At 74.9% G+C, this 15,882-nt stretch carries 11 protein-coding genes and 1 tRNA gene; 6 read left to right on the top strand and 6 right to left on the bottom strand.

Features of this window, described 5'->3' with window-relative positions; genetic code table 11:
* Window positions 1–127: 127 nt before the first annotated feature.
* From HDA31_RS08755 to HDA31_RS32060, 3 genes are all read right to left on the bottom strand, one after another.
* Entirely contained in the window at window positions 128–1,534 is a 1,407-nt protein-coding gene (locus HDA31_RS08755) for an NAD(P)/FAD-dependent oxidoreductase (protein WP_178065654.1), read from the bottom strand.
* A 232-nt stretch (window positions 1,535–1,766) separates the two neighbouring features.
* Window positions 1,767–2,102 carry a hypothetical protein gene (locus tag HDA31_RS08750; protein WP_178062718.1) on the bottom strand — a complete coding sequence of 112 codons (336 nt, stop codon included), beginning with the start codon at window positions 2,100–2,102 and terminating at the stop codon, window positions 1,767–1,769.
* A 65-nt stretch (window positions 2,103–2,167) separates the two neighbouring features.
* On the bottom strand, window positions 2,168–2,413 hold the full coding sequence (locus HDA31_RS32060) for a hypothetical protein (RefSeq protein ID WP_246384004.1): 246 nt from the start codon (window positions 2,411–2,413) through the stop codon (window positions 2,168–2,170).
* A gap of 450 nt (window positions 2,414–2,863) precedes the next feature.
* Here HDA31_RS32060 and HDA31_RS08740 point away from each other — a divergent pair, with 450 nt between their 5' ends.
* Window positions 2,864–3,343, top strand: a complete 480-nt coding sequence (locus HDA31_RS08740; protein ID WP_219824933.1) for a DUF5662 family protein — start codon at window positions 2,864–2,866, stop codon at window positions 3,341–3,343.
* 195 nt (window positions 3,344–3,538) lie between these two features.
* On the opposite strand, the gene HDA31_RS08735 is transcribed toward HDA31_RS08740, so the two are convergent.
* Window positions 3,539–3,625 (bottom strand) — tRNA-Leu (locus HDA31_RS08735).
* A gap of 235 nt (window positions 3,626–3,860) precedes the next feature.
* Between HDA31_RS08735 and HDA31_RS32900 the strand changes: the two genes are divergently transcribed.
* From HDA31_RS32900 to HDA31_RS08705, 5 genes are all read left to right on the top strand, one after another.
* The gene (locus HDA31_RS32900) at window positions 3,861–6,161 is read left to right on the top strand and encodes a fibronectin type III domain-containing protein (protein ID WP_281370187.1); all 2,301 of its coding nucleotides are present in this window, start codon (window positions 3,861–3,863) and stop codon (window positions 6,159–6,161) included.
* A 154-nt stretch (window positions 6,162–6,315) separates the two neighbouring features.
* Entirely contained in the window at window positions 6,316–8,949 is a 2,634-nt protein-coding gene (locus tag HDA31_RS08720) for a fibronectin type III domain-containing protein (RefSeq protein ID WP_178065655.1), read from the top strand.
* Between the two features lie 27 nt (window positions 8,950–8,976).
* Window positions 8,977–9,984 carry an AAA family ATPase gene (locus tag HDA31_RS08715; protein WP_178065656.1) on the top strand — a complete coding sequence of 336 codons (1,008 nt, stop codon included), beginning with the start codon at window positions 8,977–8,979 and terminating at the stop codon, window positions 9,982–9,984.
* 14 nt (window positions 9,985–9,998) lie between these two features.
* The gene (locus HDA31_RS08710; RefSeq protein WP_178065657.1) at window positions 9,999–11,156 is read left to right on the top strand and encodes a DUF58 domain-containing protein; all 1,158 of its coding nucleotides are present in this window, start codon (window positions 9,999–10,001) and stop codon (window positions 11,154–11,156) included.
* Complete coding sequence (locus tag HDA31_RS08705) at window positions 11,150–13,570, top strand: transglutaminase TgpA family protein (protein WP_246384008.1); 2,421 nt, start codon at window positions 11,150–11,152, stop codon at window positions 13,568–13,570. Before HDA31_RS08710 ends, HDA31_RS08705 begins: the two co-directional genes overlap by 7 nt.
* 496 nt (window positions 13,571–14,066) lie before the next feature.
* Here HDA31_RS08705 and HDA31_RS08700 read toward each other — a convergent pair whose 3' ends face one another.
* Complete coding sequence (locus HDA31_RS08700) at window positions 14,067–14,858, bottom strand: SDR family oxidoreductase (RefSeq protein ID WP_178065659.1); 792 nt, start codon at window positions 14,856–14,858, stop codon at window positions 14,067–14,069.
* Complete coding sequence (locus HDA31_RS08695; RefSeq protein WP_178067621.1) at window positions 14,855–15,838, bottom strand: LLM class F420-dependent oxidoreductase; 984 nt, start codon at window positions 15,836–15,838, stop codon at window positions 14,855–14,857. The genes HDA31_RS08700 and HDA31_RS08695 overlap by 4 nt, the downstream gene beginning before the upstream one ends.
* Window positions 15,839–15,882 lie beyond the last annotated feature (44 nt).

Genomic DNA, 15,882 nt, shown 5'->3' with positions numbered 1-15,882 from the left:
GACCACGAGACAGGTTCGCGCAGTCGGCACGTCCGACCTCCACGGCAGGCGCAGACCTGCCTTGTCCGGCGAGCCCGCGTCCGGCGCGGATCGTCGAGGCCAGGAGGAAGAGCGACCTTTGCCGAGTTCAGGGACGTGGCTCACGGACCCGCTCGAGGCCTAGCTGCGGGCTGGTGACGAGGCGGTAGTCAGCCGACTCCGCATCGGAGAGAGGGTTGCCGCGAACCGGGGTGAAGTCGGGCCCAGTGGAGTCCGGTGCGCGTACGGCCCGCATCTGCACCCGCACCGCCTCCTCCCGCAGTTGATCGGTGATGACACGGGTGGACGAGTTGGCTGCCTCACGCAGGTCAGAAAGGCCACCGATGATCTCCGCGAAGGAACGGGACGAAACGCCTTCCTCCGCCTGTGCGGGTTGCTCGTCTCCGATCAACCGGTCGGACGTGAGGAAGAAGCCGTCCTTACCGAGATAGCGCTCGTACATGATGCTCACCAGCGCAAAGAGACGCATGTACGCACGACGGTAGGCAAACTCGAAGAATCTGAGGGCCTCGGTTTCGCTGACCTCGCCACGGTCCACCGAAGCGAGGCACGCGGCCGCAGTCAAAGCACTGTAGAGCGCGAGATGCACGCCGGTGGACAAGAGCGGATCCAGGAAACACGCCGCGTCACCCACGATCGCGTAACCTGGCCCGCAGAACTGATCCGCGATGTACGAGTAGTCGGTCTCGACCCTCGTACTACCGATGAACGCCGCCCCTGCGGTCAGGCCCGCCACGGTCGGCGATGCCGCGATCAGGTGCCGGTACAGTTCATCCGACGACGGGTGCTCGTGACGATCACGGGCGAAGGCGTCCTTGGTGGTGACGTAACCGATACTCATCCGCCCGCCGGCCAGCGGAATCACCCAGTACCAACCCTCTGGCGAGGAAATGATATTGATTCCTCCGGTCGGCGTGTCGGGCAGTAGGCTGGCACCGGTCCAGTAGCCCCAGATGCCGACATTCCGTAGGTTGCTCAGCGACTCACGGTTGCCGAAGTGACGGGCGCTGAGCAGCCCGTTACGCCCGGTGGCGTCAATCAGAAAGTCGAAATCATCTATGGTGAAGGACTCACCGTCCTCCGGGGAGCACTCCACGGCCACTGGTCGGCCGTCGGCAAACCGCACCGACCGACCGGTGACGCCGGTGGTGACGGCAACCCCGTTCTGGCGGGCGTGCTCCAGCAGCAGCGTGTCGAACTCGCTTCGATCCACCTGCCACGACTGCACCCCGGACTGCTCGTGCCAGTCGAACGCCCACTGGTCGTCATCCCAGTGGATGACGCCTCCGTTCTTCTTCACGAAACCGTAGTCATCGACAATCTTCGACAAGCCGATCGCATCCAGCACCACCCGGCACGACGGCGTGAGCGACTCACCCACATGGTATCGCGGAAAGTGGGCGCTCTCGATGAGCCGCACGTCGAGTCCGGCCTGGGCCATTGCCGTCGCCGCAGTGCTCCCAGCCGGACCACCACCGATTACGAGAACCTTCATGTGACCGCCACCTTCCCGTTCTGGCCGTGGATCGGGGCGTCGACGAGGCGCGGGCCGTCAGCCCCGGCGGCAAACCCACACCGACGGCCGCACGCGGGCGGCGACGAAGTCGATGGCGAACCAAGCAGCACAGGCGTTCCCCATCCTCGCACGACAACGATAGACGCTCGCACATGAGCATGACATCGACGACCGCCAAGGTCCACAAAGGAGCGGAGAACCAGATTAATTCTTATGTTTCCATGCTGTGAACGGGCTGCCAGGTGCCGTGGCCGACGTGGACGCACCGGTCCGGCAGGACGCGATCCCGCCCGGACCGACCATGACTCGAACGCATCCGTATCCGCCATATCCGTCGCCGGTCCCGGATGCTGGCGGTGAACCCGTCGTTCCAGGAGTTCATCGTGTAGCCCACCTCGCAGGCACCGGACTGGCTCGGCGGCGCCGTAGTCGGGGGCGGCGTGGAGAAGGTGACGCTCGAGACGTAAGCGTTGATGTTCCAGCTCGCATCCGAATCGGTCTGGCTGGTGACCGCTTTGCCCTGGACCGTGAAGTTGGTGAAGTGCACGCCTGAGGTTTCCCCGGTTCGCCGGAGGGTTGGTTACCTGGGTGGCGGCCAGGTCCCCGGCCGGCTCACCGGTCGAGTGCAGCCGTGTCACCGCTTGGTTTGAGGTTGGCCGCCGCGCCCTGCACCTGCCGGTGCACGCCCATCAACTCGACCAGCAACGGGCCCGTCTCCCCGCCCCCACCTTGACCGGGCGGGGCGGGTACGAGCGGTACCAAACCGGCCTCCGCCAGGTACGCCGAGGTGGCCATCCGGGCCGCCGCCGCGTTCGCCTCGACCGCCGTCCGTTCCGCCTCGGACAGCCGCACGGTCACCCGGGCACCCGCGGATCATCATCGATGTGGGCACGCCGCCGGCGCTCACTGGCACCGAACCGGACCACACCGACCTGCGGCGGCTCAGCCACGTCGACCACCCTTCCCGCGGGCCGACGCCGCCCTGATCTGCCCGGCCGCCACGCGGCCCGTCTGACCAATAGTCAGACTTCTACTCCAACTTGCTCCGACGACGTCGGGCGCTCGTCGGGTTAGGGCACGCTGCCGCTAACGCCCCCGTTGGCGGCGAGATCCGGTAACAGGATCCACAACTTGCTGCGCTACGCTTGCAAGTTGTCGTGTCCACCCGAACCTTACGGAATCCGGGTCTACCTTGCGGATGATCTTGCGAGCCGTCCGGAACAGGCTGCGAGTCACCCGTACTGACTTCGTCTGGCTCTCCCAGGCCATCGGCGCACTCATCCGCACCAGCCGACCCCGGAGGACACCGTGACCTACGACAGCCGCCCCGGCACCCTAATCCACAGCCTCCGCGTTGGCACCCTCATGGGCGCCCCGATCAAGGAACTGATCGCCCGGTCCACCCAGCACGACCTGTCCAAGCTTGAGCCGCCCGAGGTGGAGACGTACGACGAGTACGTGCCGAAGCTCCAGGCGGCCGAGTACGGCAGCGACGAGTACCGAGCCTGGCTTGCGGCGATGGGCGACGGCCTCGCTCACCACTACGCGCACAACGCGCATCACCCGGAACACCACGACCGTGGCATTAACGGGATGACCCTCGTGGACCTGATCGAGATGCTGGCCGACTGGCGAGCCGCGTCCGAACGGCGCGGCAGCGACCTCGCCGACAGCATGCCGAAGAGCTTCGAGCGGTTCGGCATCGACGCGCAACTCGCCGAGATCCTGACCAACACGGCCCGGCACCTCGGCTGGATCGCCGACGAGACCACCCGCACCGACCGATAGGACCGCCGGGGCTCACCCGCTGCACCTGCACGCCGCCCGTTGCGAACTCGGAGACCTCGTGCGCGCCCTGCGCGACGCCGAGCCGGAACGCAAACTGGAGGTCTACCGCAGCCTCGGGCTGCACCTGGCGTACGACCCGGAAACACAAACGGTGCGGGCAAGTGTTGACCTTGCCGCGCACCGTTGGGATTCGGTTGGTGTCCGAGGGGGGACTTGAACCCCCACGCCCTATACGGGCACTAGCACCTCAAGCTAGCGCGTCTGCCATTCCGCCACCCGGACCTACTCGCTCAGCCTACCGTGTCGCCTGAAGGGGTTTTCGCGGCCCTCCGGTCGACCCGGCGGGCCGCACGGGGGCTTACTTTACACAACCCTCGTGGATCATGCACATCACCCTTGGGCCGCGCCGTCCGCCCAGCTCAGCGGCGACGACGGCCGGCCCGGAGACGCCGCCGGGCGATCACGGCCCGACCCTGCGGGTGGCGTCGGGCCGCCCTCTGCGGGCAGCATGGCTGACGTGTCACAGCCCTCTCCCCTGGCCGCACTTCAGCACCGGGCGCTCGCGCTGCGCGCCGCCGGCGACGTCGCGGGCGCGTGCCGGCTGTTGGCCGACGCGATCGACCCGCTGCGGGCCAGCTTCGGCGAGGACCATCCGGAGGTCCTGGGCACCGCCCACCTGCTCGCCCGGCTGCACCGGGAGGCCGACGACCCGGCCGCCGCGCGGCGCGTGCTGGAGGGGGCCCTCGCGGCCGGCGAGCGCCGGTGGCATCCCGCCGACCCGCTGATGCTCGCGTTCTCCTTCGACCTCGCCTCGGTCGCCGAGGAGCTGGGCAACCGGCACGAGGCCCGCCGCCACTACTCCCGGGTGGCCGACGCCGGCCCCGCCGTGCTCGGTGCCGACCACCCGGCGGTACAGGCGGCCCGGCACTATCTCGGGGGCGCGGGGCCGGGCACGACGCCGCCTGTTCCTCCCGCCCCGCCCGCCCCGCGCGCGGCCGCGCCACCCGGACCGCCGACGCCGCGCGATTCGACCACGTCCCCGCCGCCGTTCCCGCGCCAGCCGCCGCTACCGCCGCCGGTGTCCGGCCCGCCGCGGCAACCGCCGCCGCCCCCGCCCCGGATCCCGGCGCCGTCCCGGTCGCCGGAGTTCGTCGCCCCCGCCCCGCACGCACTGGGGCCGCCGCACCCGGCGACCGCGCCGGGCGCACCGCCGGCTTCGCCGGTGTCCGCGACCCCGGCGGCTGCGACGAGGCCCGTTTCCGGTGCCGACGCGCCGCCGCAGCCGGTCTCGCCGTGGGCTCCGCAGGCGGCGCCACCGGCGCCACGGATCCCGGCTCCACCGCGCCCCGGGCCCGGCAGGCAGGGCGGGCCGGTGCCGCACCCGCCTGCGCCGAGCGCCACGCCGAACCCGCCGGGCCCGCGCGCGCCCGCCGAGCCGGGGCCGCAGCCGTCGCCGCCGCCCGCGCCGCCGCGCGGTTGGGACGAGCCGACCATCCAGGTACGGCAGCTCGATCCCCTGCTGCGGGAGGAGGCCGCCCGGCAGGAGGGCCTCCGGGCCGCGACCGAACCGGGCGGTGACGCCTCGTCGGCCCCGACGACCGGAGCCCCTCCCGTGGGCGCTCCGCCGACCAGCAGGCCCGTGAGCGGAGCGCCCGTCAGCCGCACGCCGGTCAGCGGCGTGCCCGTGAGCGGCACCCCTGTCAGCGGCACCCCCGTCAGTGGCACGCCGGTCAGCGGGTCGCCGGTCAGTGGCACGCCGGTCAGCGGGACGCCCGTGCCGCCGTGGGGCATGACCGCGCCGCCCTGGGGCCGGGTCTCGCCCTCGCCGTCGCCGGCCGAGCCCGTCGACGACGGACTCTCCGCACCGGGCGGCGCGGGCCACCCGACGGCCGGGGGCACGGCCCTGCCGCCCCTCGGGCCCGCTCCCGGGCGTCTGGCGGCCCCGGTCGGGCCCGGACCGGACGCCGCACCGGTACCGCTGACGGTGCCGGCACCCGCACCGCAGCCGCAGGCGCAGGCGCAGGCGCAGGCGCAGGCGCAGGCGTTCCATGACCCGGCGAGGGCGCTCGGCCCGGGCCACGGGGCGGCGCACCCGGACGCGTCCCCGCCGCCGCCCGCACCCGACCCCCGACCGGCGGCCCGGCCCCACCGGCCGCCGTGGCCCGGGCGGGAAGCGGTCGAGGCGGGACCGGTCGGCCCCGGGAGCGCACCGGCCCCGCCCGCACCGGCGGCAGCGGACTGGGACGGGCAACCGGGGCGGGACGGGCAGCCGGGGCGGGACGGGCCGGCGTGGCCCGAGCGGGGTGGCGGGGGGCCCGACGACGATTACCCGTCCCCGCGCGAGGCGTGGCAGACGACGTACCCCGAGGAGAAGCAGGCCGGGCGCGGACGGGTGCTGATCGTCGTGGCCGTGGTGGCGGCCCTGGTCGTGCTCGCGGTCGTGGTCGGCGTCGCGGCGCTGGCGCTCGGTCGCGCCGCGGGGCCGCCCCCGCCGACGCCGCCGTCGGCGGCGGCCGGGCCGACGGTGGACGGTCCGCCGCCGGGTGACCTGGAGCTGCGTGACGACAGCAGCACGATCACCCTGACCTGGACGGACCCGTCGGCCGGCGCGGTGCCGTTCATGGTGGCCGGTGGCCGGGCCGGGCAGAAGCTGGGGGTGATGGCCACGGTGGACCCGGGGCAGACCAGCTACACGGTGAACGGGCTGAACGCCCGGGTGGACTACTGCTTCACGGTGCTCGCCGTGTACTCGACCGACGCGTTCGCCACCTCCGGGCAGGTGTGTACGCAGCGGGAGCGGACCGCCACGCCGCGCTGAACGACCGTCCACAAGGCGTGCACGCTGGGTGCGCGCGGGCCGACGGTGCGGGTTTCCCCTGTCTCAGGGTGGTCATATGATGGCACCCGGCTCACGGGAGGGTCGCCAGTGGACGGCGCTCACCTGCCATGACGACACGGGGAGGCAGCCGCTTGTGGCCACCATCGACGACGCCGTGAGCACGGGGCCGGGTGCCGCCCGCCGCCGGCGCTGGCGCGGTGGCCTCGTCACCGTCGGCACGGTGTCCGCGCTGCTGGCCGCGATGGGCCTCACCGTCCTCGGGTTGGGCGCCGCCGACAACGCGGTGGCCAACTACGACGCCAGCAGTTGGCTGTGGAGCGCGGCGCGCAGCGAGCTGGCGCGGGTCAACGGCGTGACGGCGCGGGTGGACACCCGGGTGGAGGTCCCCGACGCGCGACGGCACCCGGTGCAGGTCGTCCAGACCGACCGGCTGCTGATCCTGCGCGACCTGAACACCGGGCAGGTCAGCTCGCTGGACCTGGCCACCCTCCAGATCACCGCCAGCACCCGGACCACCCCGGGGCTGGGCGTCAACGTGGCGCTGCACTCCGATGCCGCGTTCGTGGTGGACGCCGTGCAGGGCGTCGTCCGGCAGCTCGACCCGCGTTCGCTGGCCCCGGTGGGCGAGCCGGTGCGCTACCCGCCGGGGATCACCGGCGGGGCGTTCGACGGCGAGGGCCGGCTGTGGGTCGCCGTGCCGGCCGAGGGCACCGTCTCGGCGGTCACGGCGGCGGAGCTGCCGTCCGAGCCGGGCCCGGCCGCGCCGCCGGGCGGCGGCATCTCGCCGAAGCGGGTCGAGACGTACGAGGTCGCCGAGCCCAGCCACGAGCTGATGGTCTCCACGCTGGACGACGGCGTCGCGGTGCTCGACCGCACGGCCGGCACGCTGGTGCGGGTGCAACGCGGCGAGGTGGTCCGCACCCCGCTGACGATCGCCGGGCCGGGGGCGCTGCCGGCGCGCACGAGCGGGCCGAAGGTGCCGGTGACCGTCGCCGGCGAGCGGAAGGTGCACGTGATCGGCGCGGGCGGCGAGGAGCGGCAGTTCACGGTGCCGGGCCGGGGCGACGAGCTCAGCCCGGCCGTGGCGTGGGCGGACCGCTTCTACTGTGCCGACGAGTCGACGGGCACCGTCTACTCCTTCGACGCCTCCGGCCAGCTCGTCGACACGATCGGCGGCAAGGGCTCCACCGGCCCGCTGGAGCTGGAGGTGCGGGAGAACCGGCTGTTCATCAACGCGCCGGACTCGTCGACCGCCCGGGTGGTCGACGACAAGCACCGGGTGCGCGAGGTCAACAAGTACGCCAACGACGTGCTCGGCGGCGACCCGCCGCCGGTGCCCCCGCCGCCGCCCCCGCCGAAGAAGCCGAAGGTGGGCAAGCCGAGCGCGCCGCGCAGCGTCACCGCGTCGGCCGGCAACGCGCGGGCCCGGGTGAGCTGGCGGCCGGCGGCCGCGAACGGCGCGGAGATCATCCGGTACGTGGTGGAGGGTGCCGGGGAGCGCCGCGAGGTGGGGGCCAACCAGCGGTCGGTGGAGGTCACGGGCCTGACCAACGGCGAGACGTACCGGTTCTCGGTGCACGCGGTCAACGCCAAGGGCGACGGCCCGGCGCGGTCCAGCAATCCGGTGACGCCGACCGCGGCGGTGCCGGACCCGCCGTCGGGCGTGACGGCCGAGGCCCGGCCCGACGGCACGGTGCTGGTGAAGTGGCCGGCGGCGAACGGCCAGGGCAACACCATCGCGAAGTACGCGGTGACGGCGACCTCGGCGGGCGCCAACGCGCCGGCCGGCGAGTCGACGAAGACCGAGCTGGTGGTGCCGGCCGGCGAGCTGGACTACGGCACGCAGTACGCGTTCACGGTCGTGTCGGTCAACGACCGGGGCGCGGGGTCGGCGGCGTCCCCGGTGAGCAACAGCGTGGTGCCGTTCGCCGCGCCCGGCGCGCCGGTCGACCTGCGGGCGACGACGGTGGCGAACCGGCCGGGCACCGTGGCGGTGCAGTGGTCGCCGGCCGCCGCCAACGGCCGCCCGGTAACGAAGTACCTGGTGGCGGCGGGCGGCCGCAGCAGCGAGGTGACCGACACCCGGGCCACCGTGGACGGCCTGGGCGACGGGCAGAGCGTCACGGTGACGGTGCAGGCGGTCAACGAGGCGGGTCCGGGCGAGACGGCGACGGGCACCGCCCGCACGGTGGCGCCGCCCCGGGTCACGGTCACCGGTTCGTCGGCGACGGCCACGGCGGTCACGGTGAACTTCACGGTGGACGCCGGTGGCGGGCAGGCCACCTGCACGGTCAGCGTCCCGGGCGAGAAGCCGGTCACGGCCGGCAACTGCGCCAGCGCGACCGTGCCGGGGCTGACGCCGGGCACGGCGTACACGGCGACGGTGACGGCGAGCAACGCCGCCGGGGAGGGCACGGCGAGGCGGGCGCAGAGCACCGACCCGCTGTACGGGGTCGCGACGTGCAACAACGGCCCCGACGGCGACCAGCGGACGTACTGCAACAAGGACGTGGATGGCCGCAACGGCAACGAGATCTTCTCCGTTCCCCGGCAGGACAACGACAAGCAGGTCGGCTGGGCCCGACCGGGCACCCGGTTGAAGGCGTACTGCAAGCGGCAGGGCGAGAGCGTCGACTCCTGGATCTACAACGACCAGAAGCAGAGCAGCTGGTGGGTGCGGGTCGAGTTCGAGGGGAAGAACTACATCCCGTGGGCCTGGCTCAACCTCGAAGGCGGCGACAACATCAACGTCCTGCCGACCTGCTGACCGGCCCACCAGGCAAGGAGCACCGCCGTGAACACGCACGAACCGCTCACCCAGCCGGAGGTGCAGGGCTTCGCGGCCCTCGCCGCCCGGCTGGCGGAGAACGTCAACTCGGTGGTGCTGGGCAAGCCGCAGGTGGTCCGGCTGGCGTTGACGGCGTTGTTCGCGCAGGGGCACGTGCTGCTGGAGGACGTGCCGGGGGTCGGCAAGACCACCCTCGCGCGGGCGATCGCCGCGACGGTGAAGGGGCGGTGGCGGCGCATCCAGTTCACCCCGGACCTGCTGCCCTCGGACGTGTCGGGGGTGACCATCTTCAACCAGGCCACCCGGGGCTTCGAGTTCCACCCGGGGCCGGTGTTCGCCAACATCGTCATCGCCGACGAGATCAACCGGGCGTCGCCGAAGACCCAGTCGGCGCTGCTGGAGGTGATGGAGGAGCGCACGGTCACGGTGGACGGGGTCCGGCACCCGGTGCCGCAGCCGTTCCTGGTGGTGGCCACGCAGAACCCGGTGGAGATGGACGGCACCTACCGGCTGCCGGAGGCGCAGCTCGACCGGTTCCTGGTGAAGCTGTCCGTCGGGTATCCCGACGAGGCGGTCGAGGTGGAGGTGCTGCGCGGGGCGACGGTCCGCTCCCCCGAGGCGCTGCCGGCGATCACGGACACCGACACGGTCGGTGAGATGGTGCGGATGGCCCTACGGGTGCACATCGCCGAGCCGCTGTACGCGTACGCGGTCCGGCTGGCCGCCGCGACGCGGGGTCACCCGCAGGTGCGGGTGGGGGTGAGTCCCCGGGGGGTGATCGCGCTGACCCGCGCGGCGTGCGCGTACGCGTTGATCGACGGGCGGGGCTGGATCATGCCGGAGGACCTGAAGGCCCTCGCCGAGCCGGTGTTCGCGCACCGGCTGCTGCTCACCTCCGACGCGCAGGTGCGCGGGGTGAGCGCCGCCGAGGTGCTGCGCCAGGCGGTCGCCTCGGTGCCGGTGCCGCTGCCGTCGGGCCAGGTCGCCCCGGCCCCGTCCGTGGTGCAGGGCTGAGGCGGCTGCGGGGCGTGGGGATCACCGCCCGGGGCGTCGGGCTGCTCGTGGCCGCGTCGGTGCTGCTCGGTGCCGGTTTCCGGTTCGCCTACCCGGAGTTGGCGCTGCTGGGCGTGGCGGCGGCGGGGGCGGTGGGGTATGCGCTGCTGGTGGCGTTGTGGCGGCCCCGGCTGGAGGTGACCCGGCGGGCGGACCCGGACCGGGTGTCGCGGGGCGATCCGGCGCGGATGGTGCTGACGGTGCGCAACACGGGGCGGCTGCGGGCGGCCAACCTGCTGGCGGAGGACCGGTGCGGCGACCGGACGGTGCCGGTGCCGGTGCTGCGGCTGCGGCCGGGGCGGGACACCACGGTCGACTACGACGTGCCGACGGACCGTCGGGGGGTGGTGCCGGTCGGTCCGCTGCGGGTGACCCGGCGCGACCCGTTGGGGCTGGTGGCGTTGGCGCGGTCGTACTCGTCGGTGGTGCCGGTGTGGGTGCATCCGCGGATCCACCCGCTGACGGCGGTGCCGACGGGGGTGGGGCGCAGCCTCGACGGCCGGGTGGACGGGGTGCCGCAGGGCTCGATCACCTTCGACTCGCTGCGGGAGTACGTGGTGGGTGACGAGCTGCGCCGGGTGCACTGGCGCACCAGCGCCCGGGTGGGCGAGCTGATGGTGCGGGAGAACGTCGACACCAGCCTGCCCCGGATCGTGGTGCTGCTGGACAACCGGGCGAGCGCCCACCCGGGCCGGGATCCGGAGTCGTTCGAGGCGGCGTGCGAGGCGGCGGCGTCGGTGGTCGCGGCGGCGCTGCGCGCCGACCTGCCGGTGTCGCTGCTGCTTGTCGCGCCTGAGGGGCCGGCGGGGGAGGCCGCCGGTGCGGGGATCGGGCCGCTGGACCGGCTCGCCGCCGCCCGGCTGGACACCGGGGACGCCACCGCGGCGTTGCGGGCGGCGGCGACCCGGCTGCGCCGGGACCGGCTCGGCGACACGTTGGTCTTCCTGACCGGGCCGGGTGGCCGGGGCGAGCTGGGGCACCTCGGCGCGCTGCGCGGGGCGTACCCGTCGGTGGTGGTGGGGGTGTTCGGGGCGACGGAGCCGGCGCCGCCCGGCGCGACGGGGATCGTGGTCGTCGACGCCGCCGACGGGGCGGCGTTCGCGGCCGAGTGGGACGGGGTCCGCCGGTGGTGAGGGTGTGGCGGGCGCTGCGGGCCGCGCCGCTGCCGCTGGCGCTGGTCGCGCTGGTCGCGCTGACCGGGGTGGCGCTCGGCCGGGTGTACGCGGGCGGGCTGCTGACCCGGCTGGTGGTCGGCGCCGCGGTCGGTTCGGTGCTGGTCAGCGTGGCCGCCCGGCGGCTGCCGTCCTGGCTGGTCGCCCCGCTGTCGGTGGCCGGCCTGGCCGGTTTCACGGCGTGGTCGCTGCGGGTGTCGGCCGACGCGGCGGGGCTGCCGGGCTCGCTGGCCGAGGTGGCGGCGGACGCGGCCCGCAACGGCATCCCCCGGCTGCTGACCGCGATGATCCCGGTCGAGCCGACGCCGGACACGGTGCTGGTGCCGCTGGTCGCGGCGTGGCTGGCCGGGCTGGCCGCGGCGGAGGTGGCGCTGCGGGCGGGCCGGGTGCTGCTGGGCTACCTTCCGCCAGCGCTGCTCTACGCCGGGGCGGTGTACGTGGTGGGGCCGAACGCGGACCCGGCGGTGTGGCCCACGGTGGCGTTCGCGGCGGTCGCCGCGCTGGGGCTGGCGGTGCCGTCCGGGCGACCGGGCCCGGCCGGTCCGGGCCCCACGGCCGGCTTGCCGCCCGGGGTGCGGGCGGCCGTCCGGGCCCGCCTCGCCGCCACCGCGACCGCCGGCCTCGTCGTGGTGGTGGGGCTGGCGGCCGCGGTCGGGCCGGTGGTGGCGGGCCGGGTCGACGAGCGCCCGGTGGACCCCCGCCGGTACGTGGAGCCGCCGCAGGTGGAGTCGCTGGACGAGAACCCGCTGATCCGGATCTCCGGCTGGGCGTTGAATCCGCAGCAGAAGCTGCTGGACGTGGCCACCGAGCGCCCCGACGCGCCGACGGGGGCACCGGGTCCGGCCGGCTCCCCCGCCGGGCCGCCCGGCGACGCCGGGAACGCTGCCGGCAGCCGGTCGGTGCGGATCCGACTCGCGGTGCTCAGCGACTACGACGGGGTGACCTGGCGGGTCGGGGCGACCTACCGCAACGCCGGCCGGATCCTGCCGGCGGCGCAGCCCGCGCCGGGGGCGACGGTGGAGACGGTCCGGCAGGAGATCACCGTGGCGGACCTCAGCGGTCGGTTGCTGCCGGCCGTGGCCACCCCCCGTGAGGTCGGCGGGGCCCGGGTGGCGTACGACCCGCTGACGGGGACGCTGATCCGGCCGGAGGGGCTGACGCCGGGGCTGCGGTACACGGTCACGTCGGCGGCGGAGCGGCCCGACAACAACCTGCTCGCCACGGCGGACGTGCCCGCCGGGGAGGAGGTGGCCCGGGTACTGCGGGTGGCCGACGGGGTGCCCGACCCGATGCGCCGGCTCGCCGCCCAGCTCGCCGAGGACAACGGGGCCCCGTACGCGCGGGCGGCGGCGATCGAGCAGTTCCTCGCCGAGCACTACCGGGTGGTGGCGGACGCGCCGAGCGGGCACGCGTACCCGAATCTCGGCTTCTTTCTCTTCGGCCCACGCAACGGCGGCGGGCAGCGCGGCACGTCGGAGCAGTTCGCGGCGGCGTTCGCGGTGCTGGGCCGGCTGTCGGGGTTGCCGACCCGGGTGGTGGTGGGCTTCTCCTCCAGCGGCACCGGGCCGGTGCGGGCGGCCGACGCGTTCGCCTGGCCGGAGGTGCTCTTCTCCGGGCTCGGGTGGGTGGCGTTCGACCCGCTGCCCCGGCCGGACGACGAGCCGCGTCCGGTGGAGGAGGACTTCCGGCCGGCGCCGGAGGACCCGCCGCCGTCGGAGGTGCCCGAACCGACCGTGGAGCCGACGCAGACGCCGCCGCCGCAGGCGGGGCCGGCGCGCCCGGTCGACTCGGGTGGGTTGTCGACGCCGGTGCTGGTCGGTGGCGGCGCGGGTGGCCTGCTGCTGCTGGTGGGGGCGGTGCTGGTGGCGCTGGCCGGGCTGCGCCGGGCGCGGTCGCGGGCCCGGCTGTCCACGGGCGGCCCCGGCCAGCGGATCGCCGGCGCCTGGCGGGAGGTCACCGACGCGCTGCGGCTGGCGGGCCGGCCGGTGGGCGGGGACCTCGCCGCCACGGAGGTCGCGGAGCAGGCCCGCGCCGCCCTGGCCGACGCCCGCGCCACCCGCACCGCCGGGGCCACCCGCACCGCCGGGGCCGACCGCGAAGCCGGGGTCGACGGCACCGCCGGGGCCGTCACGCGCACGGCTCAGACCACCGCCGGTGCCGCCGACCCCGCCGCCGGTGCCGTGCCGCCCGACCTGGCGGAGCTGGCCGGGCTGCTCAACCAGCTCGCCTTCGCGCCGGGCGCTGCCGCCGCCGAGCAGGCGGACCGGGCCGCCGCCCTGGCCGGCGAGTACGTCACCGCCCTGCGCGCCGCCCGCCCCTGGTGGCGCCGACTGCTCTGGTCGGTCCACCCGGGCCCCCTACGCTGGCGTCCCTGACCCACCCACGCACCACGCACCACGCACCACGCACCACGCACCACGCACCACGCACCACGCACCACGCACCACGCACCACGCACCACGCACCACGCACCACGCACCACGCACCGGCGATCTTGCACTTGCGGCCCCCGGAAAGTCCATTTCGCCCCGTAACGCCCGGGCCGCAAGTGCAAGATCGCGGAGGCAGAGGGACAACGACGGGCGGTGCGGGCCGGGCCCGGGCACCGAACCCGCGCGGAGCCGGCCCGCCCCGCCCGCGACAGGATCGCGCTGCTGCACGGATCGAGTGGCATCGGCGTCGTGTGGAGGCCACTCGATCCCGGATCGAGCGCGATCAAGACCGGGCACTGCGGGCCACGGCGAAGACGCGGAGCCAGGCGAAGACGCGGCGGCACGCGGAGATGCGGCGGCACGCGGAGACAGGCGAAGACGCGGAGACACGGACGCACGCGGAGACACGGCGGCACGCCGAGCCGCGGCGGTCCTCAGGTCAGGCGCGGAGGCGGCGGACCAGTTTGCGGAGGCCGGCCTGCCAGCCGTCCGGGTCCTCGGCGCGGCGGAGGGCGTGCTGCGCGACCTCGGGGTGGGGCAGGATCAGGAACCGCTCCTCGGCCAGGCCGGCGATCACCGCGTCGGCCACCCGGTCGGGGTGCAGCACCGCGCCGGAGGCGGCGATCACCCGCGCCCCGAGGTGCCCGGTGGCCAGCCCTTCGGCGAGCATCGGCGTGTCCACCCCCTGCGGACAGAGCGCGCTGACCCGGATGCCCTGGTCGCGGTAGGTGACGGCGAGCCACTCGGCCAGGCCCACCGCCGCGTGCTTGGTCGCGCTGTACGGGGCGTCGCCGACGGCGGTGAGCAGCCCGGCGGCCGAGCAGGTGTGCAGCAGGTAGCCCTGGCCCCGGGCCAGCATCCCGGGCAGCACCGCCCGCGTGGAGTGGACGTGGGCGAGCACGTTGACCCGCCAGGCCCGGTCCCAGTCGGCGTCGGCGGCGTCCAGCCCCGCGGCCGTGGCGATCCCGGCGTTGGCGCAGAACAGGTCGATGCGGCCGTACCGTCGCTCGGTGTCGGCCACCAGCGCGCGGACCTGGTCCTCGGCGGTGACGTCGAGGCCGGCGGCGTGGGCCACCGGGCCGACGGCCCCGGCGACGGCGCGGGCGGCGTCGACGTCGAGGTCGGCCACGACGACGGCCGCCGCGCCCTCGGCGGCGAACCGGTGCGCGAGGGCCGCGCCGATGCCGCCGGCGCCGCCGGTGATCACGGCCACCCGGTCGGTGAGGTTCACGCCGGGCCCTCTCCCCCGGCGGGCCCGAGCCGGGCGATCAGGTCGGTCAGGGCCGCCGGGCCGCCGGCGGCCAGCTCGGGCGTGGGCAGCAGGGCCAGCACGGGTACGTCCACTCCGGCGTCGGCGTAGCGGCGCACCTGGTCGCGGCACTGCTCGGGGGAGCCGTGCAGCACGAGCGCGTCGACGACCTCGTCGGGCACGGCGGCGGCCGCGCCCCGCCGGTCCCCGGCCGCCCAGGCCCGCCACACCGGGTCGAGGATCTCCGCCCGGCCCAGCCAGCGGTGGAACGCCGCGTACGCGGGCACGGTCAGGTAGGTGGTGATGAGCCGGCGGCCGAGGGCGCGGGCGTGGCCGGCGTCGGAGGTGGGGCAGACGAAGATGCGGGCGACCACCTCGAACCCGTCGGGTCGCCCGCCCAGCTCGGCGACGGCGGTGGGCACGTCGTCGGCGGCCAGCCAGTTGAGGATCACCCCGTCGGCCTCGGCGGCGGCCAGCCGCAGCATGCCCGGGCGCAGGGCGGCCAGCAGCAGGGGTGGGGGCACGGCCGGCGGCCGTTCCAGGGTGAACCGGCGCACGGCGAAGGTGTCGTACGCGCCGTCGACGGTCTGCCCGGCCAGCGCGGCGCGCAGGAAGCGCAGCACGTCCCGGGTGCGCTTGAACGGCTCGTCGAAGGCGACGGCGTTCCAGTCGCCCACCACCACGGGGGAGGACGCGCCGATGCCGAGGGCGAAGCGGCCGGGGGCCGCCTCGGCCAGCGCGGCGGCGCTCATCGCGAGCAGCCCGGGGCCCCGGGTGAAGGCGGGGGCGATGGCGGTGCCGAGGCGCAGCCCCGGCTGCCAGGCGGCGGCCAGCGCCAGCGGGGTGAACGCGTCGGCGCCGTTGACCTCGGACGACCACACGTCGGTGAAGCCGGCCCGGCGCAGGGCGGCGTAGGCGGCGGCGTGGTCGGCGAGCGGGAGGCCGCCCAGCGGCACGGTCATGCCCCATCGGTTCGTCACCGGTCGATCCTGCCCGCTGACCGCGG

The sequence above is a fragment of the Micromonospora carbonacea genome, assembly GCF_014205165.1.
In the GTDB taxonomy this organism is placed as follows: domain Bacteria; phylum Actinomycetota; class Actinomycetes; order Mycobacteriales; family Micromonosporaceae; genus Micromonospora; species Micromonospora carbonacea.
The sequence above is the reverse complement of the archived record's forward strand: the minus strand, read 5'-3'. Positions and strand labels throughout refer to the sequence as shown.

Coding starts and splice junctions, on each gene's coding strand:
- HDA31_RS08755 (WP_178065654.1), bottom strand. CDS start 1,534: ATGAAGGTTCTCGTAATCGGTGGTGGTCCGGCTGGGAGCACTGCGGCG.
- HDA31_RS08695 (WP_178067621.1), bottom strand. CDS start 15,838: ATGACCGTGCCGCTGGGCGGCCTCCCGCTCGCCGACCACGCCGCCGCC.